Here is a 25,034-nt window from a genome sequence, read left to right on the forward strand (position 1 = left end):
GCGAAGATGCGAAAAAGAAAAAGGCTTGCCATGGCAAGCCTTTGCAAGATGGCCATCAAGCCTGCTGGCGATGCTGCTTTTCCAGCTTCTTCTTGATCCGGTCGCGCTTGAGCGTGGACAGGTAGTCGACGAACAGCTTGCCGTTGAGGTGGTCGCACTCGTGCTGGATGCAGACAGCCAGCAGGCCTTCGGCGATCAACTCGTAGGGCTTGCCGTCGCGGTCCAGGGCCTTGACCTTGACCCGCTGCGGGCGGTCGACGTTTTCATAGAAGCCCGGTACCGACAGGCAACCTTCCTGGTACTGGTCCATCTCGTCGGTCAGGGATTCGAACTCGGGGTTGATGAACACCCGGGGCTCGCTGCGGTCTTCGGACAGGTCCATGACCACGACGCGCTTGTGCACGTTGACCTGGGTCGCCGCCAGGCCGATGCCCGGGGCCTCATACATTGTTTCAAACATGTCGTCGACCAACTGACGCACTTCGTCGTCCACTACGGCCACTGGTTTGGCGATAGTGCGCAGGCGCGAATCAGGGAATTCGAGGATGTTTAAAATGGCCATAGGCGTAACTGCTACACGTGTGAAGTGAGGGCGCAGGCAGGTCCTGGACCTGGGGCGCCGATGCAAAACGAGCTCTGGGAGTGAGCGAGCCGTACTGGCTCTGGCGTTTTACGCGAACGCACATGATAAAGGGATTCAGCCCCTGAGGAAATCTCTGTTCGCCTTGCTGCCGCTGGGCTGTAGCGTTTCTGGCGGCGTTTGCGACAACGCCTGTCTTCCTGGGGCGGTTTCTTTACTCAACAAGTTACCAACAGACTTATCCACAGGTTGTTCCGGTATTCGCCGGACCGATGACGATCAAGGATGATCCATGTCGCAGCCGATTACCGCCGCCATTTCCCCTGCGGAACTGGAGGCTCGTTTACGTTTGCATGGCTTGCCTGCCCTTGGCCCCATGCGTTTTCGCCGCCTGTTGCAGGCCTTCGATGGCGCAGCCAGGGCTCTCAGCGCCCCGGCCAGTGCCTGGCAGGCCTTGGGGCTGCCCGCAGTGTGCGCCGAGGCCCGGCGTACTGCCCAAGTCCGGGAAAGCGCGCGGCATGCCCTGGCCTGGATAGATGGCCAGGGCCAGCATTTACTGATGTGGGACCAGCCAGACTACCCGGCCCTGCTGGCCCAGTTGGACGATGCCCCGCCCCTGCTGTTCGTCGCTGGCGACCCCTCGATTCTGGAGCTACCGCAACTGGCAATGGTGGGCAGCCGTCGTGCGTCACGGCCAGGGCTGGATACCGCGATGGCGTTTTCCCGGAGCCTGGCCGAGGCGGGTTTCGTCATCACCAGCGGCCTGGCGCTGGGCATCGATGGTGCGGCGCACCAGGCGGCGCTGGAGGTGGGCGGACGCACCGTGGCGGTGCTCGGTACGGGCCTGGAAAATTGTTATCCACAACGTCACCGAAACCTGGCGAGGTCGATGATCGACCAGGGAAGTGCCGTGGTTTCGGAGTTTTCCCTGGATGCGGGCCCACGCCCGGAGCACTTTCCCAGGCGCAACCGGATCATCAGTGGCCTGTCCCTGGGGGTGCTGGTGGTGGAGGCCAGTGTGGCCAGTGGTTCGCTGATTACCGCCCGGCTGGCGGCAGAACAGGGCCGCGAGGTCTATGCCATTCCCGGCTCGATCCATCACCCCGGCGCCCGCGGCTGCCATCAGTTGATCCGCGATGGGGCGGTGTTGGTGGAAAGCGTCCAGCACATCCTCGAGACCTTGCAGGGGTGGCAGCGCCTGCCGCCTGCGGTCGAGCCGGTAGCCAGCAGCCAGCATCCGTTGCTGGCCCTGCTGCAAATCGCACCTCACACCAGCGAAGCCCTGGCGCTTGCCAGCGGCTGGCCCCTGCCGCGGGTCTTGGCGAGCCTGACCGAGTTGGAGATCGATGGGCGGGCCGTCAATGAAAACGGGCGCTGGTTTGCATGCCTGAGCTAGGTTTTATAAGCAGGATCGGTAAACTGCGCACAGCTTTTATCTGGAGAGTCGGCAATGGTCAGCAGTTGGCGTGTGCAACAAGCCGCACGAGAGATTCGCGCAGGGGCGGTGATTGCCTATCCAACCGAAGCGGTCTGGGGCCTGGGGTGCGATCCGTGGAATGAAGAGGCGGTGGATCGCCTGTTGGCAATCAAGTCGCGTTCGGTGGACAAGGGCTTGATCCTGATCGCCGACAATATCCACCAGTTCGACTTTCTTTTCGAGGATTTCCCCGAAGCCTGGATCGAACGCATGTCCAGCACCTGGCCTGGCCCCAATACCTGGCTGGTGCCCCACCAGAACCTGCTGCCCGAATGGGTCACCGGGGTCCATGACACCGTGGCCTTGCGGGTCAGCGACCACCCGTTGGTGCGTGAGCTCTGTGCCCTGGTCGGGCCGCTGATCTCCACCTCGGCCAACCCCCAGGGGCGGCCTGCAGCGCGCACGCGCATTCGTATCGAGCAGTATTTCCGTGGCCAACTGGACCTGGTCCTGGGTGGCAGCCTGGGTGGGCGCCGCAACCCCAGCCTGATCCGCGATTTGGCCACTGGTCGGGTGGTACGGCCTTCCTGAATGGCTCGTGGCGAGAGGCAAGCGCCCTCGCCACGACAGCCATGAACTTCTACGGCAGCAATACGGTGGAGCCGGTGGTGCGTCGCGCCGACAGCTCGACATGGGCCTTGGCTGCATCCGCCAGGGCGAAGCGCTGGTTGATTTCCACCGTGATCTGGCCGCTGGTGATCATGCGGAACAGGTCGTCGGCCATGTGCTGCAGGTTTTCGGCATTGTTGGCGTAGCTGCCCAGGGTCGGCCGGGTCACGTACAGCGAACCCTTGGCCGCCAGGATGCCCAGGTTCACTCCTTCCACCGCTCCAGAGGCATTGCCGAAGCTGACCATCAGGCCGCGTGGTGCCAGGCAGTCCAGGGAGGTCAGCCAGGTGTCCTTGCCGACACCGTCATAAACCACCGGGCACTTGCGTCCGCCGGTCAGCTCCAGCACCCGCTGGGCCACGTTCTCATGGCTGTAGTCGATGGTTTCCCAGGCACCGAGGGCCTTGGCGACGGCGGCTTTCTCAGGCGAGCTGACCGTACCGATCAGCTTCACGCCGAGGGCCTTGGCCCATTGGCAGGCCAGGGAACCGACTCCACCTGCCGCAGCATGGAACAGCACGGTCTCGCCGCCCTTGAGCTCGTAGGTCTGGCGCAACAGGTACTGCACGGTCAGCCCCTTGAGCATCACCGCGGCGGCCTGTTCGAAGCTGATGGCGTCCGGCAGGTACACCAGGTTGGCTTCGGGCAGCACATGGACCTGGCTGTAGGCCCCCAGTGGGCCGCCGCCGTAGGCGACCCGGTCGCCGACCTTGAAGCGAGTCACCGCGCTGCCCACGGCCTCGACCACCCCGGCGCCCTCCGAGCCCAGGCCCGAAGGCAGTACCGGCGGTGCATAGAGGCCGTTGCGGTAGTAGGTATCGATGAAGTTCAGGCCGATGGCCCGGTTGCTGACACGCACCTCCTGGGGGCCCGGCTCGGCTGGCTGGTAATCCACATACTCAAGTACTTCGGGGCCGCCATGGGCACGGAACTGGATACGTCTGGCCATCTGTCCACTCTCCTGGGTCGCATGCTGAAAGTGCTCTATCGGACTCCTCCGCTTGACCTTCGTCAACTGCGGCGGGCCCCGGCGCGGTGTTATGCTACGCGCCCATTTGCGCCGGCCTGCGCGTCATCCCTAGCGCCGCGTAGCTTTGCCCGACCCAAGGTGATGCCATGACTACCCGCACCGAGGCCGTGAAGGCCTACCTGCTCGACCTGCAAGACCGTATCTGCGCTGCATTGGAAACCGAAGACGGTGGCGCCCGTTTCATCGAGGACGCCTGGACCCGCCCCGCTGGCGGCGGCGGACGTACCCGAGTGATCGGCAATGGTGCAGTGATCGAAAAAGGCGGGGTCAACTTTTCCCATGTGTTCGGCAGCGGCCTGCCACCGTCCGCCAGTGCCCACCGACCGGAACTGGCCGGTCGCGGCTTCGAGGCCCTGGGCGTATCCCTGGTGATCCATCCGCATAACCCCCACGTACCCACTTCCCACGCCAACGTGCGCTTCTTCATCGCCGAGAAGGAAGGCGAGGAAGCGGTCTGGTGGTTCGGTGGCGGCTTCGACCTGACGCCCTACTACGGCAATGAAGAAGACTGCGTGCACTGGCACCGGGTCGCCGAGCGTGCCTGCGCGCCCTTCGGCCCCGATGTCTACCCGCGCTACAAGGCCTGGTGCGACAGCTACTTCCATCTCAAGCACCGCAACGAGCCGCGGGGCATCGGTGGCCTGTTCTTCGACGACCTGAACGAGTGGGACTTCGACACCAGCTTCGCCTTCATGCGCGCCATCGGCGACGCTTACATCGAGGCTTACCTGCCCATCGTCCAGAGTCGCAAGGCCACTCCCTACACCGAGCAGCAGCGCGAGTTCCAGGAGTTCCGCCGGGGCCGCTACGTGGAGTTCAACCTGGTCTACGACCGTGGCACCCTGTTCGGCCTGCAATCGGGCGGCCGCACCGAGTCGATCCTCATGTCGCTGCCGCCGCAAGTACGCTGGGGCTATGACTGGAAGGCCGAGCCAGGCAGCGAAGAGGCACGCCTGACCGAGTACTTCCTCAAGGATCGAGACTGGCTGGCCGGCAGCCACTGACACCGGCGAACCGCTACTGCACAAGGGGGATGAGATGGACCAGTACGTTGTCTTTGGTAATCCGATCGGCCACAGCAAGTCGCCGCTGATCCATCGACTGTTCGCCGAACAGACCGGCCAGGATCTGCAATACAGCACCTTGCTGGCGCCCCTGGACGATTTCGCCGGGGCCGCCCGTGGTTTCTTCGCCCATGGGCGTGGGGCCAACGTCACGGTGCCGTTCAAGGAAGAAGCCTATCGCCTGTGCGATAGCCTCACTGAACGCGCGCAACGAGCCGGGGCGGTGAACACCCTCTGCAAGCAGGCCGATGGCCGCTTGCTGGGCGACAACACCGATGGCGCCGGACTGGTGCGCGACCTGACGGTCAACGCCGGGGTCAGCCTCAAGGGCAAGCGCATCCTGTTGCTGGGGGCCGGCGGTGCGGTACGCGGCGCCCTGGAACCCTTGCTGGCCGAGCAGCCGGCTTCGGTGGTGATCGCTAACCGCACCGTGGGGAAGGCCGAGCAACTGGCCGCAGCGTTCGCCGACCTGGGACCGGTGTCGGCCAGTGGCTTCGACTGGTTGGAGGAGTCGGTGGACCTGATCATCAATGCCACTTCCGCCAGCCTCTCGGGCGAGCTGCCGCCGATCGCCGCCAGCCTGGTCGAACCGGGCAAGACGGTGTGTTACGACATGATGTATGGCAAGGAGCCGACCACCTTCTGCCGTTGGGCCAGCGAACAGGGCGCGGCCCTGGTGCTCGATGGCCTGGGCATGCTCGCCGAGCAGGCGGCCGAGGCCTTCTACCTGTGGCGTGGCGTGCGCCCCGACAGTGCTCCGGTACTGGGCGAGCTGCGGCGCCAGCTGGCGCTCTGACCGATCGCCTCATCGTTCAGCGCGGACAAGTCCTGGTTCCTACGCAGAGTACCCAATCCCCGTAGGAGCGAGCGGGCGGCGATCCGGCTTGCCCGCGATAGCGCCACCGCTATGACCCCGCAGCAACCGGTGCTCAATCCTCAAAGTGGATCGGGCACTGCTCCGCGCCTTCGAGCTTCCTCAATTCCTCGATCACCGAGGCCCGCGCCCGGCGCAGGGTCAGGCTGCGGCCCTGGCGCCTGAGCCGGCGCGCTTCCTGGTGCAGCATCTCGACCCCCGAATAGTCGATGAAGTTGATCTGCCGCGCGTCGATCACCAGTCTTGCCCCGTGGCAGCGCTGCATCTGCACCTGCAGGTAGTGACTGGCCCCGAAGAAGATCGAGCCCCCGACCCGCAAAATATCCTCATCGCCTTCGCGACTGTGCTGCACCCGGGGCTGCGAGGTGCGCTTGAGGTAGAAGAACAGCGACGCCAGGACCCCGGCATAGATCGCGGTCTGCAATTCCAGGAGCAAGGTGGCGACGAAGGTCAGGCTCATCACCACGAATTCGGCGCGACTGACCCGGAACAAGGCGCGGATGGCCCGGTGATCCACCAGCCCCCAGCAGATCAGCAGGATGCTGCCGGCCATGGCCGGGATCGGGATATGGGCGATCAGCCCGGCGCCGGCCACCGCGAACAGCGCCACCCACAGTGCCGAGAACACCCCGGCCAGGGGCGAGCGGGCGCCGGCCTCGTAGCTCAGCCCCGAGCGGGTGAAGGAGCCGGAGGACAGGTAGCCGGAGAAGAAGGCCCCGACGATGTTCGACAGGCCCTGGGCGCGTACCTCCTGGTTGGCATCCAGCAGCTGTTCCGAGCGGGCTGACAGCGAGCGGGCGATCGACAAGCTGGTCACCAGCCCCAGCATGCCGACTGCCACGGCACTGGGCAGCAGCCGCAGGATCAGTTCCAGGTCCAGCGGCAGCGAGGTCAGGGGCGGTAGCCGGCCGGCGAAGGCACTCACCAACTGCACATGAGCAAACAGCCCCGGCAGCAGCCAGGGCACCAGTGCGCTGATGACCAGGCTCAGCAGCAGGCCCGGCCAGCGCGGGGCCAGCAGCTTGAAGCCGACCCCCAGTGCCAGGGTGCCGAGCCCCAGCAGCAAGGAGGGGCGGTCGAGGTGGTCCAGGTGCTGTAACAGCTGGCCGAGGCTCGCGAGGGCGGTGGCCTGGTTCGGCAGGTCCAGGCCCATCAGGCTGGGCAACTGGCCCAGGGCAATGACCACCGCTGCACCAAGGGTGAAGCCCAGCACCACCGAATGCGAGACGAAGTTCACCAGGGCGCCGAAGCGCAGCATCCCCAGCAGCCACTGGAAGACGCCGGCCAGCAGGGTCAGGAGCAGGATCAGCGTGATGTAGTCCTCGGAGGCCGGTACGGCCAGGGGGCTGACGCTGGCGTAGAGGACAATGGAGATGGCCGCCGTGGGGCCGCAGATCAGGTGCCAGGACGAACCCCACAGGCAGGCCACCAGCACCGGGACGATGGCCGCGTACAGCCCGTATTCCGGTGGCAGGCCGGCGATCAGGGCGTAGGCGATCGATTGCGGCAGGGCGAGGATCGCGCCGCTCAGCCCCACCAGCAGGTCGCGCCCGACGCTGGCACGGGTCTGGCGCGGCAGCCAGCCGAGAAAAGGCAACAGTGAATGGCGGTTGGGCCAGGCCATGGGTCCTCGCGGTCGGCTTGTTCAGAGGTTTCAGGGTAAAGCATTGCCGCTGGGCTTACCCCACTCCTGTAGGAGCAAGGGGGGCGACCAGCCCAGGCCACGAGTTCTTTCAGAGGCAACGCGTGCGCAGGTCTTGGGGCTACTGCGTAGCCCCTCGCGGGCAAGCCTCGCTCCTACGATGGGGGCTAGAGGCGGGCTTGCACGGCTGGCAGCGCATCCTTGCCGTCGAGGGTCTTCACCCCGTCCAGCCATTGGTCCAGCACCGCCGGGTTGGCCTTGATCCAGGCCTTGGCGGCCTCGGCGTTGCTGATCTTGCGGTTGACCACCTCGGCCATGATGCTGTTCTCCATGTCCTGGGTGAAGCTCAGGTTGTCCAGCAGCCTGGCGACATTCGGGCAGGCCTGTGCATAACCCTTGCGGGTCAGGGTGTAGACGCTGCCGCTGGCGCCGAAGTACTTCTCGCCCCCCGTGAGGTAGCGCATGTTCAGTTGCACGTTCATCGGGTGCGGGGTCCAGCCGAGGAAGGTGACGAACTTGTGCTTTTTCACCGCCCGCGACACTTCGGCGAGCATCGCCTGCTCGCTGGATTCCACCAGCTTCCACTGGCCCAGGGCGAAGTCGTTGTTCTTGATGATCTCCTGCAACGACAGGTTGGCCGGAGCTCCGGAGCCGATGCCGTAGAGTTTCCTGTCGACCTCCTGGGGGTGCTGTTCGGCGTATTTGTTCAGGTCGTTGAAGTCATGCACCCCGGCGTCCCATACATAGTCCGGCACGGCCAGGGTGAACTGGGTGCCCTCCAGGTTCCGTGCCAGCCGGGTGACATCGCCGTTGGCCACGAACTTGTCATGGAAGCCCTGCTGCGCCGGCATCCAGTTGCCCAGGAACACGTCCACCCGGCCATCCTTGAGCCCGCCGAAAATGATCGGCACCGCCAGGGTATCGACCTTGGGCTTGTAGCCCAGGCCCTCGAGCAACAAGCCGGTGATGGCGTTGGTGGCGGCGATGTCGCTCCAGCCCGGGTCGGCCATCTTCACCGTCTCGCATCCAGGCTCGGCCCAGGCCGGTGCGTTGGCCAAGAGCACCAGCGTGGCGATCACTGCTGTGGATAACTTCTGCATGCGCTTCCCCTTCGATTGTTTGTCATTGGTCTTGGCAGGGTTGTGGATAACGAGCCTTGCGCTCCAGGTCATCGAGGTCGATGTGGTTGCGCATGTACTGCGCACTGGCGTCCACCAGCGGCTGGTGGTCCCAGCTCTTGAGCTTGCCGATGCCCAGGGCCGTGGCGACGAAGCGCCGACGCCGCTGGCTGGCGAGTACTTGTTGGTGGATCCGTGGCATGTCCCAGCGGCTGCGGGCTTCCTGGAGAAAGTCGGCGAACAGTTGGCGATGCGCCGCTGAGCGGGACAGTTCCTCGCGTTCGTGAGGGTCGTTGGCCACATCGAACAGCAGGCACGGGTCATCCTCGCTGTAGATGAATTTGTAGGCGCCGCGGCGGATCATCATCAACGGGCCGACGGTGCCTTCGGCCATGTATTCGCCGAACACCTCGTCATGCCCGCCCCGCCCTCGCAGGTGCGGCAGCAGGGAGCGGCCGTCCAAGGGCAGGTCAGGTTCCAGGGCGCCACCGGCCAACTCGACCAGGGTCGGCAGCAGGTCGGCGGTGGACACCGCCTGGCTGACCCGGCTGGCGGCGAACTGCCCCGGGGCATGAATCAGCAGCGGCACCCGGGCGGCCATTTCGAACCAGTGCATTTTGTACCAGAGGCCACGTTCGCCCAGCATGTCGCCGTGGTCGCCGGAGAACACCACGATGGTGTCGTCCGCCAGGCCGGTTTCCTCCAGGGTCTGCAGCAGTTGGCCGACGTTGTCGTCGATGTAGCTGCAGGCACCGAAGTAGGCTCGCCGGGCATCGCGGATCTTGTTCTCGGGCAGTGGTTTGTCCCACAGGTCGTAGACCTTGAGCAGGCGTTGGGAATGCGGGTCCTGCTGGTCCTGGGGCAGTGCCTGGGGCATGGGGATCTGCTCGTCGCGATACAGGTCCCAGTAGGCCTTGGCAATGGTGTACGGATCGTGGGGATGGGTCATCGACACGGTCAGGCAGAACGGCCGGTCGCCGGCCTCGCGGACATGGTCGAACAGGTATTGCCGGGCCTTGAACAGCACCTCCTCGTCGAAGTCCAGCTGGTTGGTGCGCACGCAGGGCCCGGCCTGCAGCACCGAGGACATGTTGTGGTACCAACTGGGGCGCACGTCGGGCTCGTCCCAGTTCACCGCCCAGCCGTAGTCGGCGGGGTAGATGTCGCTGGTCAGGCGCTCTTCATAGCCGTGCAACTGGTCCGGGCCGCAAAAGTGCATCTTGCCCGACAGCGCCGTGCGGTAGCCCAGGCGCCGCAGGTAGTGGGCGTAGGTCGGTACATCGGCGGGAAAGTCGGCGGCGTTGTCGTAGGCGCCGATCTTGCTGGGCAATTGGCCGCTGACCAGGGTGAAACGCGAGGGTGCACACAACGGGCTGTTGCAGTAGGCCGCCTCGAACACCACGCCTTGCGCGGCCAGGCGGCTCAGGTGGGGCAGCTGGATCGGTGACGGGCCGTAGAACGGCAGCAAGGGCGCGGCCATCTGGTCGGCCATGATGAAAAGAATGTTCTTGCGCTTCATGGGATCGCGGCATTCCATAGTCGATGGTTATGCGAGATTGCTGCGATCGAGGATGATTTCCCCACCGATGGCGGTAAAGCCCATGCACGACAATGACTAGGATAAGCACAGCTTATGCATGAAGCCCTGGGTGACCTGTCCCTGGACCTGCTGCGAGTGTTCGAAGCAGCGGCCCGCTTGCATAGCTTCACTGCCGCAGCGGTAGAGCTGGGTACCACCCAGCCCGCCGTCAGCCAGCAGATCAAGCGCCTGGAGGAGCAACTGGAGGTTCGCCTGTTCGATCGGATCTACCGTGGTATCGAACTGACCGAGGCGGGCTCCCTGTTGCTGGAGCACGTACAGGCCGGCCTGCAGTGCATCGAGGCAGGCTTGAATGCCATCGGCCAGCAGCACCAGCATGAGGTGCTGCAAGTGGCGACGGACTTTGCCTTCGCAGCCTACTGGCTGATGCCGCGCCTGCACCGCTTCCATGCCGCCAACCCGCAGGTGGATGTCAGCCTGGTGACCAGCGAACGCAGCCACGCCACCTTGCGCAGCGATATCGACGTGGCGGTGTTGTTCGGTGATGGGCGCTTCAAGCATGGGGAAAGCCGCTGGCTGTTCAACGAAGAAGTGTTCGCAGTGTGCAGCCCGGCATTGCTCAAGGAGCGCACCTTGCCCCTGCCCGCCCAAGCGCTTTTGCAATTGCCATTGCTGCACTTGCGCGGCGAGGCCAGCAGCCACTGGTTCGACTGGAGCGGAGTGTTTCGCGAACTGGGTATCGCCTCCGCGCCAGCGCCGGGGCAGTTGCGCTTCGATAACTACACCCTGTTGATCCAGGCGGCGATCGGTGGCCAGGGCGTGGCCATCGGCTGGCGCCACCTGGTGGACGACCTGCTGGCCCAGGGCCTGTTGTGCCGGCCTATCGCCGAGACGGTGATTTCCAGCTACGGCTATTACGTGGTGCTGCCCCAGCGTAAGCGCCGGGGGCCGTTGATCCAGCGCTTCGTCGATTGGTTGATGGCCGAGCAGGCCGCCAGCGCCCAGACCCTCAAGGGGCTGGCGTTGCCATCCATTGCCCTTTAGCCGGGGCCTTGAACAGCTCTGCCAGGGACAGCGCGCCATTGCCCAGGCATACCAGCGCCAGCGATACCACTGCCAGGAAGGCCAGGTACTCCCAGCCACCGCCCGGGCTGGTGTAGATCCAGCCGTGGGCGCCATGGACGAAGGCAATGGCCCCCAGCAGCATCGGCAACAGCGCCAGGGCCACCCAGCGCACGCCGATCCCCAGGATCAGCAGCAAGCCGCCCAGCAGTTCCGCGGCTACGGCCGGGTAGGTCATCCACTCGGGCATGCCGGTGAGGCTGAACAGCTTGATGACCCCGGGCCAGCCCAGGACCAGGATCTTGAACAAGGCATGGGCGATGTACATGGTGCCCAGGGCCAGGCGTAGCAGCAGTGCGGCCCACTGGTCCGGCAGGGGGCGTGGGGCTGGCGAGGCGTTTCTTGGGGCGAGCGAACGGGCAGGCATATGACAAGTCCTTGTGGGGTTGGAGGTCGTGGTTGTTGCGGGTATGGCCAAAGCCGTGGCTAGACGATGGCCACCGAGGCCCCGGCCAGCAGCAGGACGCCAATGTGGCAGTTGCTACGAAACAGCTGGTTGCAGGGGCCGGGATCATCCGGGCTGAACTGGCCGAGCTGGTAGGCCAGGGACAGGGCAATGGGCAACAGCAGGATGAAGAACCCGGGGCTGGCCCCGGCCAGGACTCCCGCTATGCACCAGCACACCAGGGTCGTGGCGTAGAAGCCGGCGATCCAGGCCTTGCCGTGCCCCGCGAACAGCGTGGCGGTGGAGCGCAGGCCCATTCTCAGGTCGTCTTCGCGGTCGCTGTAGGCGTACAGGGTGTCGTAGCCCAGTTGCCAGAACAGGCAGCCAAGCCACAGCGCCAGGGCACTGGGTTGCAGGGTGCCGGTGGTCTCTACGCTGGCCATCAGCACGCCCCAGTTGAACACCGCGCCGAGGAAGGCTTGGGGCCAGTGGGTGAAGCGCTTGAGCAGTGGATAGATCAGGGTCAGGGGCAGGCAGCACAGGGCCAATAGCACCGTGAGGGGTTGCAGGGTCAACAGCAGGGCCGCCGCCAGCAGCAACTGGATGCCCAGGCAGGCCAGCGCTTGACGCAGGCTCAACGAGCCGTTGGCCAGTGGGCGTTGGCGGGTGCGGTTGACCTGGGCGTCGAAGCGGCGGTCGAGGATGTCGTTGATGCTGCAACCGGCACTGCGCATCAGCACGGCGCCCAGGGTAAATACCAGCACCAGGCGGACCTCCGGGACTCGTCCGGCAGACAGCAGCAGCGCGGCCAGGGCCGGTAGCAGGGTCAGCCAGGTGCCGATGGGGCGGTCCAGGCGCATCAGCCGGGCATAGGGTTGCCAGGTGCGGGGTAGCCGGGTCGCGACCCAGTCCCTGGCAGGAATGTCATTGAGATCGGTGGTGTCGGGCGGCGCGAGCGGTCGGTTGCAGGGTGGGCTCATGTGCGGTTCCAGGGTGGTCTTCCATGGCGGCTGCAAGGCCCTGGAAACCATCGCTTCCAAAGGGTTTGCAGCAAACGTCGGGCAAGCCGCCAGCGTGAGCGCCGCGATGGTTTTCGAGGCGCTCTGGTTGCTTGTCGGATGCTGCTAAAGTTGCCCGCGCCCGCCCCTGGCGGCAAGCGAACAATCCGCAATAGCCTCCTGCAGGATATGCAATATGCTCCGTGACGAAGTGCCCGGCCTCCCCCGTTTCGACCTCAACCTGCTGCGGGTTTTCGCTGCCGTCTATGAGGACCGCAGCATCCTCCTGGCCAGCAAACGCCTGCACTTGAGCCAGTCGGCGGTCAGCCATGCCCTGACCCGGCTGCGCGAATCCCTGCAGGACGAGCTGTTCATCCGCACCGCCCGGGGCATGCAGCCCTCGGCCCGGGCCGAGGCGATTGCCGGCCCTTTGCGCGAGGCGCTGCTGAGCATCCAGCGCACCGTGGGCGTGGAGGCCTTCGACCCGGCCAGCGCCGTGCGCACCTTCACCCTGGCGAGCAACGACTACCTGAGTTCGGTGCTGCTGGCGCCATTGCTGCAGCGCCTGGCCCGGCAGGCGCCGGGGGTGGATCTGGTGGTCCGGCCCTCGACCCGCCTGGACCTGGCCGAACAGATCGATGTCGGGCGCATCGACCTGGCCATCGGCATGTTCGCCGAGCTGCCGAGCCGGGTGCACAGCGCCTGCCTGTGGGAGCAGCGGGATGTGTTGCTGATGTGCCCCGATCACCCGCTGCTCGAGTTGCCGCAGGTGACGCTACAGGCGCTGGCGGACTGCCCCTTGGTGATCCTCTCGGTCGGTGGCCAGGAGGAAGGCGCGGTCAACGGCTACATCCTCGAGCGGGGTATTGCCCGGCAGTCGGAGATGTTCCATCGCCAGCAACTGGAGCAGGCCATGGCGGCGATCGACCGCCGGCCCCGGTACAAGGTCACCCTGCCCCACTCCCTGGTGCTGCCGCAATTGCTGGAGCAGTCGCCTCTGGTGGCGATCGTGCCGCAACCCCTGGCCCGGGACCTGGAGCAGCGCTTGGGCCTGTGCCAACGGCCGTTGCCGCTGGCGGTCGAACCCTCGCCACTGTTGGCGATCTGGCATGGGCGCAACGATGCCGATCCGGCCCATCTGTGGTTGCGCCGGCAGCTGCTGGACGTGGCGGCGACCCTGGCCCCCCAGTCCTGAGCATCAAGCGTTTTCGTGGATGCCGATGAACTCCACATGCTCACGCAGGTGCAGATTCAGATGCAGCTCGTCATTGATGCCCACGGCCACGCCGTTGAGCCGCCGCAGGAGTTCGGCGAGCCCGGGTTCGAGGCTGTCCCCTACCTGGTTGAAGTGTTCGATGCCCAGCCCGGCCACGGAGCGCGGGGCGTTGACCAGGGTCCAGTCCAGGGGACTGCTGTGCAGGGCCTCGAGGATCTCCCCGGCGGCGTGATGGGGCAGGCTGGTGTATGCGGGCGGATCGTCGAGAATCGCGAAATTCCCCACCAGGACCAGCCGCTGCACCTGGGCGGCCTGCAGGCCTGCAACCAGTGCATCGGCGGCCTGCACCTGGGCCAGCGGATCGGCGATCCTGCCCGGGATCGCACTGCCCGGCAGGCCGGGAGCATCCAGCAGGCAGATCACCGCCGAGCAGCCGGCTACGCTCTGCTGCACGCCGTGGGCATCGAACAGGTTGCCGCCCTTGGCGCGCAAGCCTGGGCGCGGGGCCAGGGCGGTGAGATCGTCGAGTATGGCGATGACTTCATGCTGGCGCCTCAGGCTCTCCGCCATCAGCGCACTGCCCAGGCTGCTCATGGCACCATAGAGCGCCAGCTTGACCACTGGGGTTTCGGCATTTTTCATGGCCGGGCCTCCTTGTTTACTACAGGTAGGCTTGTGACCTGTGGCGGGTCCTGAGGGTTCGTCTTTTATCGCGAGGGTTTGCATGCAACGAATCAAGGGCTATCACGCCCATGTCTATTTTGACGCCAGCACCATCGACCAGGCCCGGGCCTTGTGCGAGCAGGCGGCGCACTTGTTCGACCTGCGCATGGGCCGGGTCCACGAGCGGCAAGTCGGGCCACATCCGGACTGGAGCTGCCAGCTGGCCTTTGGGCCGGAACTGTTCGGCCAGGTGGTGCCCTGGTTGGCGCTCAATCGCCAAGGGCTGGTGGTGTTCCTGCACCCGGAAACCGGCGATGAGCTACGGGATCACACCGACCATGCGATCTGGATGGGCGCGCTGCGGCCTCTGGACTTGACGGTGTTCTGAGCAGCCGGCCCCGAGGGAGCCGGCTCGGTGATGGGACGTTCAGTAGAGCACGCCGTCGAGGATGTCATAGACGATGCCGGTGCCGACCTCGATCAGGAAGACATCGGCACCCATGCGTCGCCATTCATAACCGGGGTAGACCGGTAGGCGCGACAGTGCCCGACTGTCCAGGCGTTCGCCGTAGTAGCCCCGGGGCAGGCGTTCGCCGCGTACCAGGTGGATCCCGCGCGGTGGTGGCGCGCCCCGCACGAAGTAGCCCCGGTTGTCGCGAATGGTCTGGCGCACCGGGCCGAAATCCCGGGGCGGGCCCCCACGGTGATCGTAGCCCGGGCCCTCACGGTGCTCCTCGCCACGGTGGTCCCAATGCTCCTGCTGTGGTCCGCCACGCTCATGGCCATCGCGTTCATCGGCCATGACCTGCAGCATTGGGCCGGCGCTGAACATCAGCAACGCGGCACCGGCAATCAGACGCTTGGAGATTTTCATCAGGTGTTCCTCGCAGCACACACAGCAAAAAGGGTTTCAGGACTGTGGTCCCGAAACCCTCGGTCTTGCCAGTTTAGTCTGCGTCCAGAGGGTGAGATTCCTCTGTATCAGGAACTTTACCTTCAGTTGGCGCGGGCCTTGCGCACGCCCTCGGACAGCGCCGAGCACAGGCTCAGTACACCGTCCACGGCCTGGGCGGGAGTTTCGGCGCTGGCGATGTGATCGATCAGCGCCGAGCCCACTACCACGCCGTCGGCGAGGCGGGCGATGGCCGCGGCCTGGTCCGGGGTGCGGATGCCGAAGCCGATGCTGATGGGCAGGTCGGTATGCCGGCGCAGGCGGGCCACGGCCTGCTCCACATGTTCCAGGGTCGCGGCACCGGCGCCGGTCACCCCGGCCACCGACACGTAGTAGACGAACCCCGAGCTGCCATCGAGCACCTTGGGCAGGCGCGCGTCGTCGGTGGTCGGCGTGGTCAGGCGGATGAAATCGATGCCCGCGGCCTGGGCCGGGTCGCACAGCTCGCTGTTATGTTCCGGCGGAATGTCCACCACGATCAGGCCATCGACCCCGGCAGCCTTGGCATTGGCGATGAAGCGCGGTACGCCGTAGTGGTGGATCGGGTTGAAGTAGCCCATCAGCACCAGCGGCGTGTCGCTGTTGTCCACGCGGAACTCGCGGACCATCTGCAGGGTTTTCGCCAGGTTTTGCTTGGCGCCCAGGGCTCGGATGTTGGCGAGCTGAATCGCCGGGCCGTCGGCCATGGGGTCGGTGAAGGGCATGCCCAGTTCGATCACGTCGGCGCCAGCGGCCGGCAGGCCCTTGAGGATCGCCAGGGACGTGTCGTAGTTCGGATCACCGGCGGTGATGAAGGTCACCAGGGCGGCGCGGTTCTGTTCCTTGAGTTCGGCAAAGCGCGTTTGCAGGCGGCTCATCAGTGTTTCTCCTGCTGGGACTGTTGCATGTGGTGCATCACGGTCTGCATGTCTTTGTCGCCACGGCCCGAGAGGTTGACCACCATCAGGTGGTCCTTGGGCAGGTTGGGTGCGCGCTTGAATACTTCTGCCAGGGCGTGGGAGGACTCCAGCGCCGGGATGATGCCTTCCAGGCGGCAGCACTGGTGGAATGCCTCGAGGGCCTCGGTATCGGTGATGGAGGTGTACTCGACCCGGCCGATGTCATGCAGCCAGGCGTGTTCCGGGCCGATGCCGGGATAGTCCAGGCCGGCAGAAATCGAGTGGGCGTCGATGATCTGGCCGTCGTCGTCCTGCAGCAGGAAGGTGCGGTTGCCGTGCAGTACGCCAGGCACCCCGCCGTTGAGGCTGGCGGCGTGCTTGCCGGTCTCGATGCCGTGGCCCGCGGCCTCGACGCCGATGATCTGCACGCCCTGGTCATCGAGGAACGGATGGAACAGGCCCATGGCGTTGGAGCCGCCGCCGATGCATGCCACCAGGCTGTCCGGCAGGCGACCTTCGTGGGCCTGCATCTGCTCGCGGGTTTCCTTGCCGATCACTGCCTGGAAGTCGCGAACCATGGCGGGATACGGGTGGGGGCCAGCCACGGTGCCGATCAGGTAGAAGGTGTTGTCGACATTGGTTACCCAGTCGCGCAGGGCTTCGTTCATCGCATCCTTGAGGGTGCCGGTGCCGGCCACGACCGGGATCACCTCGGCGCCCAGCAGCTTCATGCGGAACACGTTGGCCTGCTGGCGCTCGATGTCGGTGGTGCCCATGTAGATCACGCATTGCAGGCCGAAGCGCGCGGCCACGGTGGCGGTGGCCACGCCGTGCATGCCGGCGCCGGTCTCGGCGATGATGCGCTGCTTGCCCATGCGCTTGGCCAGGAGGATCTGGCCGATGCAGTTGTTGATCTTGTGCGCGCCGGTGTGGTTGAGCTCTTCACGCTTGAGGTAGATCTTGGCGCCGCCGCAGTGTTCGGTCAGGCGCTCGGCGAAGTACAGCGGGCTGGGACGGCCCACGTAGTCGCGCTGGAAATAGGCCAGCTCTTCGAGGAACTTGGGGTCCTGCTTGGCCTTTTCGTATTCACGGGCCAGGTCGAGGATCAGCGGCATCAGGGTTTCTGCGACATAACGGCCGCCGAACCCGCCGAACAGGCCGTTTTCGTCAGGACCATTACGCAATTGGGACTGGGTCATTGGAGCGCTCCCGGATGGATTCGTGGAAGAAAGCGTGGAAACAATGGACCCCACTCTACCCCTGCCACCGGGCCCTGAAAACCGATAAGATCGCCACAACCTGTCAGGAAAACTCACAAGTCAAATGAGCCGCGACCTGCCCCCCCTGAATGCCCTGCGGGCCTTCGAAGCCACCGCCCGGTTGAACAGCGTCAGCCAGGCCGCCGAGCAGCTGCATGTCACCCACGGTGCGGTCAGCCGGCAATTGAAGGTGCTTGAGGAACACTTGGGGCTGAGCCTTTTCAGCAAGGATGGACGTGGCATTAAACTCACAGATGCCGGGGTTCGCCTGCGGGACGCCAGCAGTGAGGCCTTCGAGCGGTTGCGGGATGTTTGTGCCGAGCTCACTCAAGGCAGCGCCGATGCGCCTTTCGTCCTCGGTTGTTCCGGCAGCCTGTTGGCGCGTTGGTTGATTCCGCGCCTGGGCCGGCTGAATGCCGACTTGCCGGACCTGCGCCTGCACCTGTCCGCCGGCGAAGGCGATCTGGACCCACGGCGGCCAGGGCTGGATGCCCTGCTGGTTTTCGCCGAGCCGCCCTGGCCGGCGGACATGCAGGTACATGAGCTGGCCAGCGAACGCATCGGCCCGGTGCTCAGCCCGCGCTACGCCGGTTATCCGCGCCTGCACCAGGCCCCGGCGGCGGCCCTGGCGGTTGAGCCGCTGTTGCACACCACCTCCCGACCCCAGGCCTGGCCCAGTTGGGCACGGCGCAACGGCATTGCCCCCGAGGCACTGAATTACGGCCAGGGGTTCGAGCATCTGTATTACTTGCTGGAGGCGGCGGTGGCCGGGCTGGGGGTGGCGATCGCCCCGGAACCCTTGGTGGCCGAGGACTTGCTGGCGGGTCGGCTGGTGGCGCCCTGGGGTTTTTGCGATACCCCAGGACAGCTGGCGCTATGGTCGCCCAAGCGCGCCGCCGACGGGCGCGCCCGGCAGCTGGCGCAGTGGTTGAAGACCGAGCTGCGCCAGCCGGCTTGAGTTCTGCTGTGGGGGAGCTGGACTCAGTTGTTGCGCTTGCACAACAGGTAGGCGGCCAGCAGGCCAATGGCCCCGACGGCGACGCCGGCGGTGGTCCAGGGGTGTTCCTGGGCGTAGTCGCGGGTGGCGATCCCGGTCTCGCGGGTTTTCACCTTGACCTCTTCATAGGCATCGCTGAGCAGGCTGCGCGAGTGTTTCAGCGCGCTTTCGGCATTGCTCTTGAGCGTCTTGAGGGTTTTGCGCGACTCTTCGGAAGCATCATCCTTGAGGCTTTCCAGGGATTTGAGCAGGCTCTCGATCTCGGCTTCCATACTTTCCAACGAGGCTTTGCGTGACGACGAATTGGCCATGTGGGCTCTCCTGCAACGGGGTGATGAGGTGTGTAGGTTCCGACTGCACGGCCTTGGGAAAGTGCAGAAAATCTGAATTGCCCCTGAGATAAGGCGTCACAAGTGCCCCAGGCAATCACTGCTAGGCTTTAGTTCATCACCGGAAAAGGAGAGTGCCATGAGTGATCATCACACCTACAAGAAGGTCGAACTGGTCGGTTCTTCGCCCAACAGCATCGAAGACGCGATCAATAACGCGCTGGCCGAGGCGCACAAGAGCATCAAGCACCTGGAGTGGTTCGAAGTCACCGAGACCCGTGGCCATATCAAGGACGGCAAGGCGGCGCATTTCCAGGTCACCCTCAAGGTCGGCTTCCGCATTGCCAATAGTTGAGGGCTTGAGCTAGGCTCTGGAACTTGTGCGCTGGCCGAGTGCCATAGGAAATGGCAAAGCGCTACAACTGTCTTGAGCCTCTGTCAGGCTGGCGTCCACGCCGCCTCTTTTGATCCGACCAGGGAATGTGACCGATGAAAAAACTAGTTTTAGCTGCTGCTTTGTTCAGTCTTGCGGGAACTGCCCTTGCTGCCGGCAAGCCATGCGAGGAGCTCAAGGGCGAAATTGCCGCGAAGCTCGATGCCAAGGGCGTCGCCCACTACTCGCTGGAAGTGGTCGACAAGGGCGCTGCGGCGGATGGCAAGGTGGTCGGCTCCTGCGAAGCCGGTACCAAGGAGATTGTCTACAAGCGCGGTTGATCCCTTGTAGCCTCCAGAAAAAACCAAGCCGACGCCAAGCGTCGGCTTTTTTGTGCCCGGGATCCAGGCCTGCTCAGCCCTTCATCACCTGAGACAGCAGCTCGTAGGAGTGCAGGCGGTCGGCGTGCTCGTAGAGGTCGCAAGTGAAGATCAGCTCGTCAGCGCCGGTCTGCTCCACCAGCACTTCCAGCTTGGCGCGGATCTTCGCCGGGCTGCCGATCATCGCCAGGCCGAGGAAACTGCCCACCGCTTCCTTCTCGTGGGGCAGCCACAGGCCGTCCATGCTCTTGACCGGCTTGCGCTGGACCAGGCTCTGGCCGCGCATCAGGGCGAGGATACGCTGGTACACCGAGGTCGCCAGGTAGTCGGCCTGCTCGTCGGTATCGGCGGCCACCAGCGGTACCCCGAGCATCACGTAGGGTTTGTCGAGTACCGCCGAAGGCTTGAAGTGATTGCGGTACACGCGGATCGCCTCATGCATGTAGCGCGGTGCGAAGTGCGAGGCGAAGGCGTAGGGCAGGCCCCGCTCCCCGGCCAGCTGCGCGCTGAACAGGCTGGAGCCCAGCAGCCATACCGGCACGTTGCTGCCGGTACCGGGCATCGCGATCACCCGCTGCTCCGGGGAGCGCGGGCCCAGGTAGGCCATCAACTCGGCTACGTCCTCGGGGAAGTCGTCGGCGCTGCCGGAACGCTCGCGGCGCAGGGCTCGCGCGGTCATCTGGTCCGAGCCCGGGGCACGGCCCAGGCCCAGGTCGATGCGGCCCGGGTACAGGCTTTCCAGGGTGCCGAACTGTTCGGCGATCACCAGCGGCGCATGGTTGGGCAGCATGACCCCGCCAGAGCCGACGCGGATGGTCGAGGTGCCACCGGCCAGGTAGCCGATGAGCACCGAAGTGGCGGAGCTGGCGATGCCGTCCATGTTGTGGTGCTCGGCGACCCAGAACCGGGTATAGCCGAACTTCTCCACATGCTGGGCCAGGTCCAGGGAGTTGTGCAGGGATTGGGCCGGGCTGCCGTCTTCACGCACGGGCACCAGGTCGAGGGTCGAGAACTTCACAGCGGACAGCGGTTTCATAAGCCTGCGTCTCCTTGGGATGTGCAGGCTTTTGTCATGGGCCAAAACCTGCCGAAGTTTGTAAGTCAGACCTATGCAATGTGGGCATATACCCGAGTTTCAATAGCCAGAGTGAATTTGTCGGGTAAATGGTCCGCTCACACCGGCTGAACTTTACCGTGGCATCTATCCTCACAACCCTTGAGATGCGGGAAATCATGGCGGTGCGCTCCCGTGCCGCGGCGTTGAGGAGAGACAGATGGCTATCAAGAAAAAGGCTTCGGCCCATTGGGAAGGCGACCTGAAAACCGGGATCGGCTCGATCTCCACTGAAACCGGGGTTCTGCGCGAGGCTCCCTACGGCTTCAAGGCGCGTTTCGAAGGCGGCAGGGGAACCAACCCGGAAGAACTGATCGGCGCGGCCCATGCCGGCTGCTTCTCCATGGCGTTTTCCATGATCCTCGGCGAGGCCGGGCTCAAGGCCGAGAGTATCGATACCCAGGCCGAGGTGACCCTGGACCAGGTCGATGGCGGTTTTGCCATCACTGCGGTGCACCTGGTCCTCAAGGCCAGGATCCCGGGGGCCAGCCAGCAACAGTTCGACGAGCTGAGCCGCAAGGCCAAGGACGGTTGCCCGGTATCCAAGGTGCTCAAGGCCAGCATCACGCTGGACGCGACCCTGCTCGGCTGACCGTGGTCGCCGGTTCCTGCATCGGGAGCCGGCACGCCCAGGCTGTGCGCCAGTTCAGAACCGGGTCATGGAAAATGTGGTCGAATACCGGACTGCGGCTTGAGTGTGCGTTCGCACGCGCCGCATCAAGGGAGTTTGCAATCATGAAACGTTTTGCCTTGGCGGTAGCAAGTTGTGCGCTGGCCACATCGGCCCTGGCCGCGCCCAAGCCCTGCGAGGAACTCAAGGCCGAGATCGAAGCCAAGATCCAGGCCCGGGGCGTCTCCTCCTACACCCTGGAAATCGTCACCAACGACGAGGTCCACGACGACAACATGGTGGTCGGCAGCTGTGAGAACGGCACCAAGAAGATCATCTACCAGAAGAACGATCGCTGAAGCGGCTCACGGCACGCAATTGACCATCCGCTCCTCGGCGACGATCTCGCGCTGGGCGTTGTACAGCCGGGCGCTGGGGGTGAACGCCAGGTTGCGGGCTTCCAGCCGGTAGCGCTGGCCGGCCTGGAAGTGGTCATAGCGCAGGCTCAGGTAGCACAGCCGCTCTTGTGGGTCGGTGGTCATGCCCATGCCGCCGGCGAACACCTCGAAATCGAAACGCACCATCAGTTCGTGGCTGCCGGGAGTGACCTGGAAGAACCGGCCATCGCTCAGGCGTTGGTTATCCAGGCGTTCGGCCATGATCAGCTTGCCACCGGGCACCGGGGTGGCCAGGTCGATCCAGGCCTGTTGCGGGTCGACGCTGGGCAGCGGCGTGCTGCAGGCGGTGAGGGTAGTAAGGGCAAGGACCAGCAGGGGCAGGCGCATGACGTAAGGAAGCCAGGTCGGAGAGGGGGCTTCCAGCATAACGCCGATCAACTGCGCTGGCAGCCTGCCGGTTGCGCCTTGCCCAGCAGGGTGTGCTGCTCGTCGTAGAGCCTGGCCCAGGGATGGAAGCCGATATTGCCGGCGCGCACCTGATAACGCTGGCCAGCGTTGAATCCGGCGAATTTCACATTCAACCGACAGTCGCGCCACAACGGTTCCTCGGCATCGCCGCCGATGTTGCCGGGCGCCACGGCGAACTGGTAGCGCAGGATCAGCTCATGGCTGCCCGGCTGGACCTGGAAGTAACGTGGGTCCTCGGCGCCTTTGGCATCCACTTTCAGGGCTTGCAGCTGGGTGTCCCGGGGTGGGGCGAGGTCGATCCAGGCTTGCGTCGGGTCAGGGTCGGGCAGGCCCGCGCAACCGTTGAGGGCCAGTAAACCGGTGGTCAGCAGCAACACGCGCATGGCGAAACTCCAGGCAGGCGAGATAGTCTTGCGGGCAGACTCTCTCTGGATGATTCGATTTGAATAGGCCGTGTCCAAGCCATGGGGTACTTGATCGCGTTTTGCGCTTTTGGTTTCCGCCCCTGGTGCTTTTATTGCTCAACGGTTGCAGCAGTGCTGGCTACTACAGCCAGCTGGCCAGTGGCCAATGGCAGTTGCTGCGCTCGCGCGTACCTGTGGCCCAGGTGCTGGCCGATCCATCCCGCGATGCTACCCTGCTTGCCCACCTGGCCCAGTCGCAGCGGGCCCGCACGTTCGCCAGCGAGCACTTGCACCTGCCGGACAACCGCAGCTATCGGCTGTACGTCGATATCGGCCGGCAATACGTGGTGTGGAATGTGTTCGCCACGCCGGAGTTTTCCCTGGCCCCGCAAACCCATTGTTTCCCCATCGCCGGTTGCGTGGCCTATCGCGGCTACTACAGCCAGGGAGCGGCCCGGGGCGAGGCGGCGCTGTTGCAGCAAAAGGGCATGGACGTGACCATCGGTGGGGTCGAAGCCTATTCCACCCTGGGCTGGTTCGACGATCCGATCATCAGCTCGATGACCCATTGGGGCGACGAGCGCCTGGCCACCCTGATCTTTCACGAACTGGCCCACCAGCGCTTCTATGTGAAGGACGACACCGAGTTCAACGAGTCCTTCGCCACCTTCGTCGAGCAGGAAGGCACCCGGCAGTGGCGCGCCTATCGCGGGTTGCCTGCGTCCACCGATAACGCATTGCGCCAGCGCGACCAGTTGACCCAGTTGGTGCTCGACACCCGCAAGCGCCTGGAACAGCTCTATGCCTTGCCCCTGCCCGCCGAGCAGATGCGCCAACGCAAGGCCCTGGAGTTCGAGCGGATGCGCCAGGACTATCGCCACCTACGGGACAGCCAATGGGCCGGCGCCAATCGCTACGACGCCTGGATCGACGCCCCCATGAACAACGCCCGGCTCTTGCCTTTCGGTCTGTACGACCAGTGGGTGCCAGCGTTCGCCGCACTGTTCAAGGAGGAGCACGGCGACTGGCCAGCCTTCTACGCGGCGGTTGAAAAGCTCGGCCGCCAGCCGGCCGATAAGCGCAAGGCGGCGCTCAAAGCCCTGATGGGTGGCCTCTAGAAACACGCCAAGCAATACGTTTGCTTTCGTAGGAGCCAGGCTTGCCCGCGATGAGGCCGGATCGTCAAATCCAGATCGCATCCCAAAGCGCAGAGTCGCCAACCCGTTTCACCAGCCCCGCGCGTAACGGGTTGGCCACGGGTTGGCGTGCTGGCCCGCGATGCGCTCGGTTCAGCGTTGCAGGAAGGCCTGGTGCAGTTGCTCCAGGGTCTGGAAGTGATAGGCCGGTGCCTCGGCGCTCAGTTCCTCGTGGCTGCCGAAGCCGTAACCCACCGCTGCCGCGTCCAGGCCGTTGCGCCTCGCACCGATCAGGTCGTGCTTGCGGTCGCCGATCATCAGGGTGTCGGCCGGGTCCAGGCGTTCCTGCTCCAGCAGGTGGGCAATCAGCTCCACCTTGTCGGTGCGGGTGCCGTCCAGCTCGCTGCCGTAGATCACCTTGAAGTGCTTGGCGAAGTCGAAGTGGCGGGCGATCTCCCGGGCGAACACCCAGGGTTTGGAGGTGGCGATGTACAGCTGCCGGCCCTGGCCGCCGAGGGTCTCGAGCAGCGGCATGACGCCGTCGAAGACACGGTTCTCGTACAGGCCGGTGACCTTGAAGCGTTCGCGATAGAAATTCACCGCGTCCCAGGCCCGGGCTTCGTCGAAGCCATAGAACTGCATGAAGGCCTGCAGCAACGGTGGGCCGATGAAGTGTTCGAGCTTGGTGAGGTCCGGTTCGTCGATGCCCAGCTTGCCCAGAGCGAACTGGATCGAGCGGGTGATGCCTTCGCGGGGATCGGTGAGGGTGCCGTCGAGGTCGAACAATACGGTTTGGTAATGCATGGGAATTCCTGGGCTGTGCAACGGTTGATCAGGGCCGGTCGTAGCCTTCGGCCAGGTGCTGGTCCTTGAGCTTCACGTAGTTGCCGGCGCTGTAGGTGAAGAACGCGCGTTCCTTGTCGGTCAGGGCGCGCACTTGTTTCACCGGGCTGCCGACGTAGAGGAAGCCGCTGGCCAGGCGCTTGCCGGGGGGGACCAGGCTGCCGGCGCCGACCATCACGTCATCCTCCACCACCGCACCGTCCATGACGATACTGCCCATGCCGATCAGCACCCGGCTGCCGATGCTGCAGCCATGGAGCATGACCTTGTGGGCGATGGTCACGTCATCGCCGATCAACAGCGGGAAACCCTCGGGGTTGAACGGGCCGGCGTGGGTGATGTGCAGCACGCTGGCATCCTGCACGCTGGTGCGGGCGCCGATGCGGATGCGGTGCATGTCGCCGCGGATCACGGTCAGGGGCCAGACCGAGCTGTCGGCGCCGATCTCGACGTCGCCGATGACCACCGCCGAGTGGTCGACGAAGGCCCGTTCGCCGAGTTTCGGCGTGTGGGCCTGATAGGTGCGAATAGCCAAGTGCGAGTGCCTCCCTGAGATTTATTAATGGGGTCTATAG

Annotated in this window: 30 protein-coding genes and 1 pseudogene; 13 read left to right on the forward strand and 18 right to left on the reverse strand. The window is 64.8% G+C overall.

All coding sequences use genetic code 11. The features are described 5' to 3' along the window. Positions 1–55 precede the first annotated feature (55 nt). Positions 56–562 (reverse strand): peptide deformylase, encoded by a 507-nt coding sequence (gene def / locus ATY02_RS01135; protein ID WP_068576636.1) that lies wholly within the window; start codon positions 560–562, stop codon positions 56–58. 310 nt (positions 563–872) lie between these two features. Here def and dprA point away from each other — a divergent pair, with 310 nt between their 5' ends. Continuing rightward, positions 873–1,976 carry a DNA-processing protein DprA gene (gene dprA, locus ATY02_RS01140; protein WP_068576639.1) on the forward strand — a complete coding sequence of 368 codons (1,104 nt, stop codon included), beginning with the start codon at positions 873–875 and terminating at the stop codon, positions 1,974–1,976. A gap of 54 nt (positions 1,977–2,030) precedes the next feature. Beyond that, positions 2,031–2,588 (forward strand): L-threonylcarbamoyladenylate synthase, encoded by a 558-nt coding sequence (locus ATY02_RS01145; protein ID WP_068576641.1) that lies wholly within the window; start codon positions 2,031–2,033, stop codon positions 2,586–2,588. 49 nt (positions 2,589–2,637) lie between these two features. Here the strand turns inward: ATY02_RS01145 and ATY02_RS01150 are convergent, their stop codons facing one another. After that, entirely contained in the window at positions 2,638–3,615 is a 978-nt protein-coding gene (locus ATY02_RS01150; RefSeq protein WP_068578028.1) for an NADPH:quinone reductase, read from the reverse strand. Between the two features lie 167 nt (positions 3,616–3,782). On the opposite strand from ATY02_RS01150, the gene hemF reads away from it, so the two are divergent. Further along, positions 3,783–4,700 (forward strand): oxygen-dependent coproporphyrinogen oxidase, encoded by a 918-nt coding sequence (gene hemF / locus ATY02_RS01155; RefSeq protein ID WP_068578031.1) that lies wholly within the window; start codon positions 3,783–3,785, stop codon positions 4,698–4,700. 34 nt (positions 4,701–4,734) lie between these two features. Continuing rightward, positions 4,735–5,556: a shikimate dehydrogenase gene (gene aroE, locus ATY02_RS01160; RefSeq protein WP_068578032.1), complete on the forward strand. Its 822-nt coding sequence runs from the start codon at positions 4,735–4,737 to the stop codon at positions 5,554–5,556. A gap of 133 nt (positions 5,557–5,689) precedes the next feature. On the opposite strand, the gene ATY02_RS01165 is transcribed toward aroE, so the two are convergent. The 3 genes from ATY02_RS01165 to betC form a co-directional block, all read right to left on the reverse strand. Further along, on the reverse strand, positions 5,690–7,258 hold the full coding sequence (locus tag ATY02_RS01165; RefSeq protein WP_068578034.1) for a SulP family inorganic anion transporter: 1,569 nt from the start codon (positions 7,256–7,258) through the stop codon (positions 5,690–5,692). A 185-nt stretch (positions 7,259–7,443) separates the two neighbouring features. Continuing rightward, the gene (gene choX / locus ATY02_RS01170) at positions 7,444–8,376 is read right to left on the reverse strand and encodes a choline ABC transporter substrate-binding protein (protein ID WP_068578036.1); all 933 of its coding nucleotides are present in this window, start codon (positions 8,374–8,376) and stop codon (positions 7,444–7,446) included. 22 nt (positions 8,377–8,398) lie between these two features. Beyond that, on the reverse strand, positions 8,399–9,913 hold the full coding sequence (gene betC / locus ATY02_RS01175; RefSeq protein WP_068578038.1) for a choline-sulfatase: 1,515 nt from the start codon (positions 9,911–9,913) through the stop codon (positions 8,399–8,401). A 114-nt stretch (positions 9,914–10,027) separates the two neighbouring features. On the opposite strand from betC, the gene ATY02_RS01180 reads away from it, so the two are divergent. Next, entirely contained in the window at positions 10,028–10,978 is a 951-nt protein-coding gene (locus ATY02_RS01180) for a choline sulfate utilization transcriptional regulator (protein WP_068578039.1), read from the forward strand. On the opposite strand, the gene ATY02_RS01185 is transcribed toward ATY02_RS01180, so the two are convergent. Then, a complete protein-coding gene (locus tag ATY02_RS01185) occupies positions 10,944–11,423 on the reverse strand; it encodes a DoxX family protein (protein ID WP_068578041.1) in 480 nt (159 codons plus the stop codon). The genes ATY02_RS01180 and ATY02_RS01185 overlap by 35 nt on opposite strands. A gap of 59 nt (positions 11,424–11,482) precedes the next feature. After that, on the reverse strand, positions 11,483–12,421 hold the full coding sequence (ubiA, locus tag ATY02_RS01190; protein ID WP_068578043.1) for a 4-hydroxybenzoate octaprenyltransferase: 939 nt from the start codon (positions 12,419–12,421) through the stop codon (positions 11,483–11,485). 214 nt (positions 12,422–12,635) lie between these two features. Between ubiA and ATY02_RS01195 the strand changes: the two genes are divergently transcribed. Beyond that, positions 12,636–13,634: a LysR family transcriptional regulator gene (locus ATY02_RS01195; protein ID WP_068578046.1), complete on the forward strand. Its 999-nt coding sequence runs from the start codon at positions 12,636–12,638 to the stop codon at positions 13,632–13,634. Positions 13,635–13,637: 3 nt separating this feature from the next. Here ATY02_RS01195 and ATY02_RS01200 read toward each other — a convergent pair whose 3' ends face one another. Continuing rightward, positions 13,638–14,297, reverse strand: coding sequence for an NAD(P)-dependent oxidoreductase (locus tag ATY02_RS01200; RefSeq protein ID WP_068578048.1), 660 nt, complete (start codon positions 14,295–14,297; stop codon positions 13,638–13,640). An 82-nt stretch (positions 14,298–14,379) separates the two neighbouring features. Between ATY02_RS01200 and ATY02_RS01205 the strand changes: the two genes are divergently transcribed. Then, positions 14,380–14,706 carry a DOPA 4,5-dioxygenase family protein gene (locus ATY02_RS01205; RefSeq protein ID WP_068578051.1) on the forward strand — a complete coding sequence of 109 codons (327 nt, stop codon included), beginning with the start codon at positions 14,380–14,382 and terminating at the stop codon, positions 14,704–14,706. Positions 14,707–14,745: 39 nt separating this feature from the next. Here the strand turns inward: ATY02_RS01205 and ATY02_RS01210 are convergent, their stop codons facing one another. The 3 genes from ATY02_RS01210 to trpB form a co-directional block, all read right to left on the reverse strand. Further along, complete coding sequence (locus ATY02_RS01210; RefSeq protein ID WP_068578053.1) at positions 14,746–15,192, reverse strand: RcnB family protein; 447 nt, start codon at positions 15,190–15,192, stop codon at positions 14,746–14,748. A 122-nt stretch (positions 15,193–15,314) separates the two neighbouring features. After that, on the reverse strand, positions 15,315–16,127 hold the full coding sequence (gene trpA / locus ATY02_RS01215; RefSeq protein ID WP_068578055.1) for a tryptophan synthase subunit alpha: 813 nt from the start codon (positions 16,125–16,127) through the stop codon (positions 15,315–15,317). After that, positions 16,127–17,347 carry a tryptophan synthase subunit beta gene (gene trpB / locus ATY02_RS01220; protein WP_022642233.1) on the reverse strand — a complete coding sequence of 407 codons (1,221 nt, stop codon included), beginning with the start codon at positions 17,345–17,347 and terminating at the stop codon, positions 16,127–16,129. The genes trpA and trpB overlap by 1 nt, the downstream gene beginning before the upstream one ends. Before the next feature lie 124 nt (positions 17,348–17,471). Here trpB and ATY02_RS01225 point away from each other — a divergent pair, with 124 nt between their 5' ends. After that, entirely contained in the window at positions 17,472–18,365 is an 894-nt protein-coding gene (locus tag ATY02_RS01225; protein ID WP_068578057.1) for a LysR family transcriptional regulator, read from the forward strand. A gap of 23 nt (positions 18,366–18,388) precedes the next feature. Here the strand turns inward: ATY02_RS01225 and ATY02_RS01230 are convergent, their stop codons facing one another. Next, positions 18,389–18,715, reverse strand: coding sequence for a DUF883 family protein (locus tag ATY02_RS01230; protein WP_068578059.1), 327 nt, complete (start codon positions 18,713–18,715; stop codon positions 18,389–18,391). A 157-nt stretch (positions 18,716–18,872) separates the two neighbouring features. Between ATY02_RS01230 and ATY02_RS01235 the strand changes: the two genes are divergently transcribed. Together ATY02_RS01235 and ATY02_RS01240 are read left to right on the forward strand one after the other, a co-directional pair. Beyond that, the gene (locus ATY02_RS01235) at positions 18,873–19,088 is read left to right on the forward strand and encodes a dodecin (protein WP_022642236.1); all 216 of its coding nucleotides are present in this window, start codon (positions 18,873–18,875) and stop codon (positions 19,086–19,088) included. A gap of 134 nt (positions 19,089–19,222) precedes the next feature. After that, the gene (locus ATY02_RS01240) at positions 19,223–19,447 is read left to right on the forward strand and encodes a DUF1161 domain-containing protein (protein WP_068578061.1); all 225 of its coding nucleotides are present in this window, start codon (positions 19,223–19,225) and stop codon (positions 19,445–19,447) included. A gap of 73 nt (positions 19,448–19,520) precedes the next feature. Here ATY02_RS01240 and ATY02_RS01245 read toward each other — a convergent pair whose 3' ends face one another. After that, a complete protein-coding gene (locus ATY02_RS01245) occupies positions 19,521–20,522 on the reverse strand; it encodes an LLM class flavin-dependent oxidoreductase (protein ID WP_068578063.1) in 1,002 nt (333 codons plus the stop codon). 238 nt (positions 20,523–20,760) lie between these two features. On the opposite strand from ATY02_RS01245, the gene ATY02_RS01250 reads away from it, so the two are divergent. Next, positions 20,761–21,192: an OsmC family protein gene (locus tag ATY02_RS01250; protein ID WP_068578065.1), complete on the forward strand. Its 432-nt coding sequence runs from the start codon at positions 20,761–20,763 to the stop codon at positions 21,190–21,192. Positions 21,193–21,335: 143 nt separating this feature from the next. Continuing rightward, positions 21,336–21,569, forward strand: a complete 234-nt coding sequence (locus tag ATY02_RS01255) for a DUF1161 domain-containing protein (RefSeq protein WP_022642240.1) — start codon at positions 21,336–21,338, stop codon at positions 21,567–21,569. A 6-nt stretch (positions 21,570–21,575) separates the two neighbouring features. Here ATY02_RS01255 and ATY02_RS01260 read toward each other — a convergent pair whose 3' ends face one another. Further along, entirely contained in the window at positions 21,576–21,995 is a 420-nt protein-coding gene (locus tag ATY02_RS01260) for a hypothetical protein (RefSeq protein ID WP_068578067.1), read from the reverse strand. 47 nt (positions 21,996–22,042) lie between these two features. Then, positions 22,043–22,459 (reverse strand): hypothetical protein, encoded by a 417-nt coding sequence (locus ATY02_RS01265; RefSeq protein WP_068578069.1) that lies wholly within the window; start codon positions 22,457–22,459, stop codon positions 22,043–22,045. Positions 22,460–22,518: 59 nt separating this feature from the next. Between ATY02_RS01265 and ATY02_RS01270 the strand changes: the two genes are divergently transcribed. Beyond that, on the forward strand, positions 22,519–23,598 hold the full coding sequence (locus ATY02_RS01270; protein ID WP_068578071.1) for an aminopeptidase: 1,080 nt from the start codon (positions 22,519–22,521) through the stop codon (positions 23,596–23,598). A gap of 64 nt (positions 23,599–23,662) precedes the next feature. On the opposite strand, the pseudogene ATY02_RS35880 reads toward ATY02_RS01270, so the two are convergent. The 3 genes and pseudogenes from ATY02_RS35880 to ATY02_RS01285 form a co-directional block, all read right to left on the reverse strand. Then, a pseudogene (locus tag ATY02_RS35880) lies at positions 23,663–23,749 on the reverse strand (transposase); the annotation flags it as partial. A gap of 20 nt (positions 23,750–23,769) precedes the next feature. Beyond that, on the reverse strand, positions 23,770–24,420 hold the full coding sequence (locus ATY02_RS01280) for an HAD family hydrolase (protein ID WP_068578073.1): 651 nt from the start codon (positions 24,418–24,420) through the stop codon (positions 23,770–23,772). Between the two features lie 28 nt (positions 24,421–24,448). Continuing rightward, positions 24,449–24,994, reverse strand: a complete 546-nt coding sequence (locus tag ATY02_RS01285) for a gamma carbonic anhydrase family protein (RefSeq protein WP_068578075.1) — start codon at positions 24,992–24,994, stop codon at positions 24,449–24,451. Positions 24,995–25,034 lie beyond the last annotated feature (40 nt).

This window comes from Pseudomonas sp. BIOMIG1BAC, from assembly GCF_001705995.2.
Lineage (GTDB): Bacteria > Pseudomonadota > Gammaproteobacteria > Pseudomonadales > Pseudomonadaceae > Aquipseudomonas > Aquipseudomonas sessilinigenes.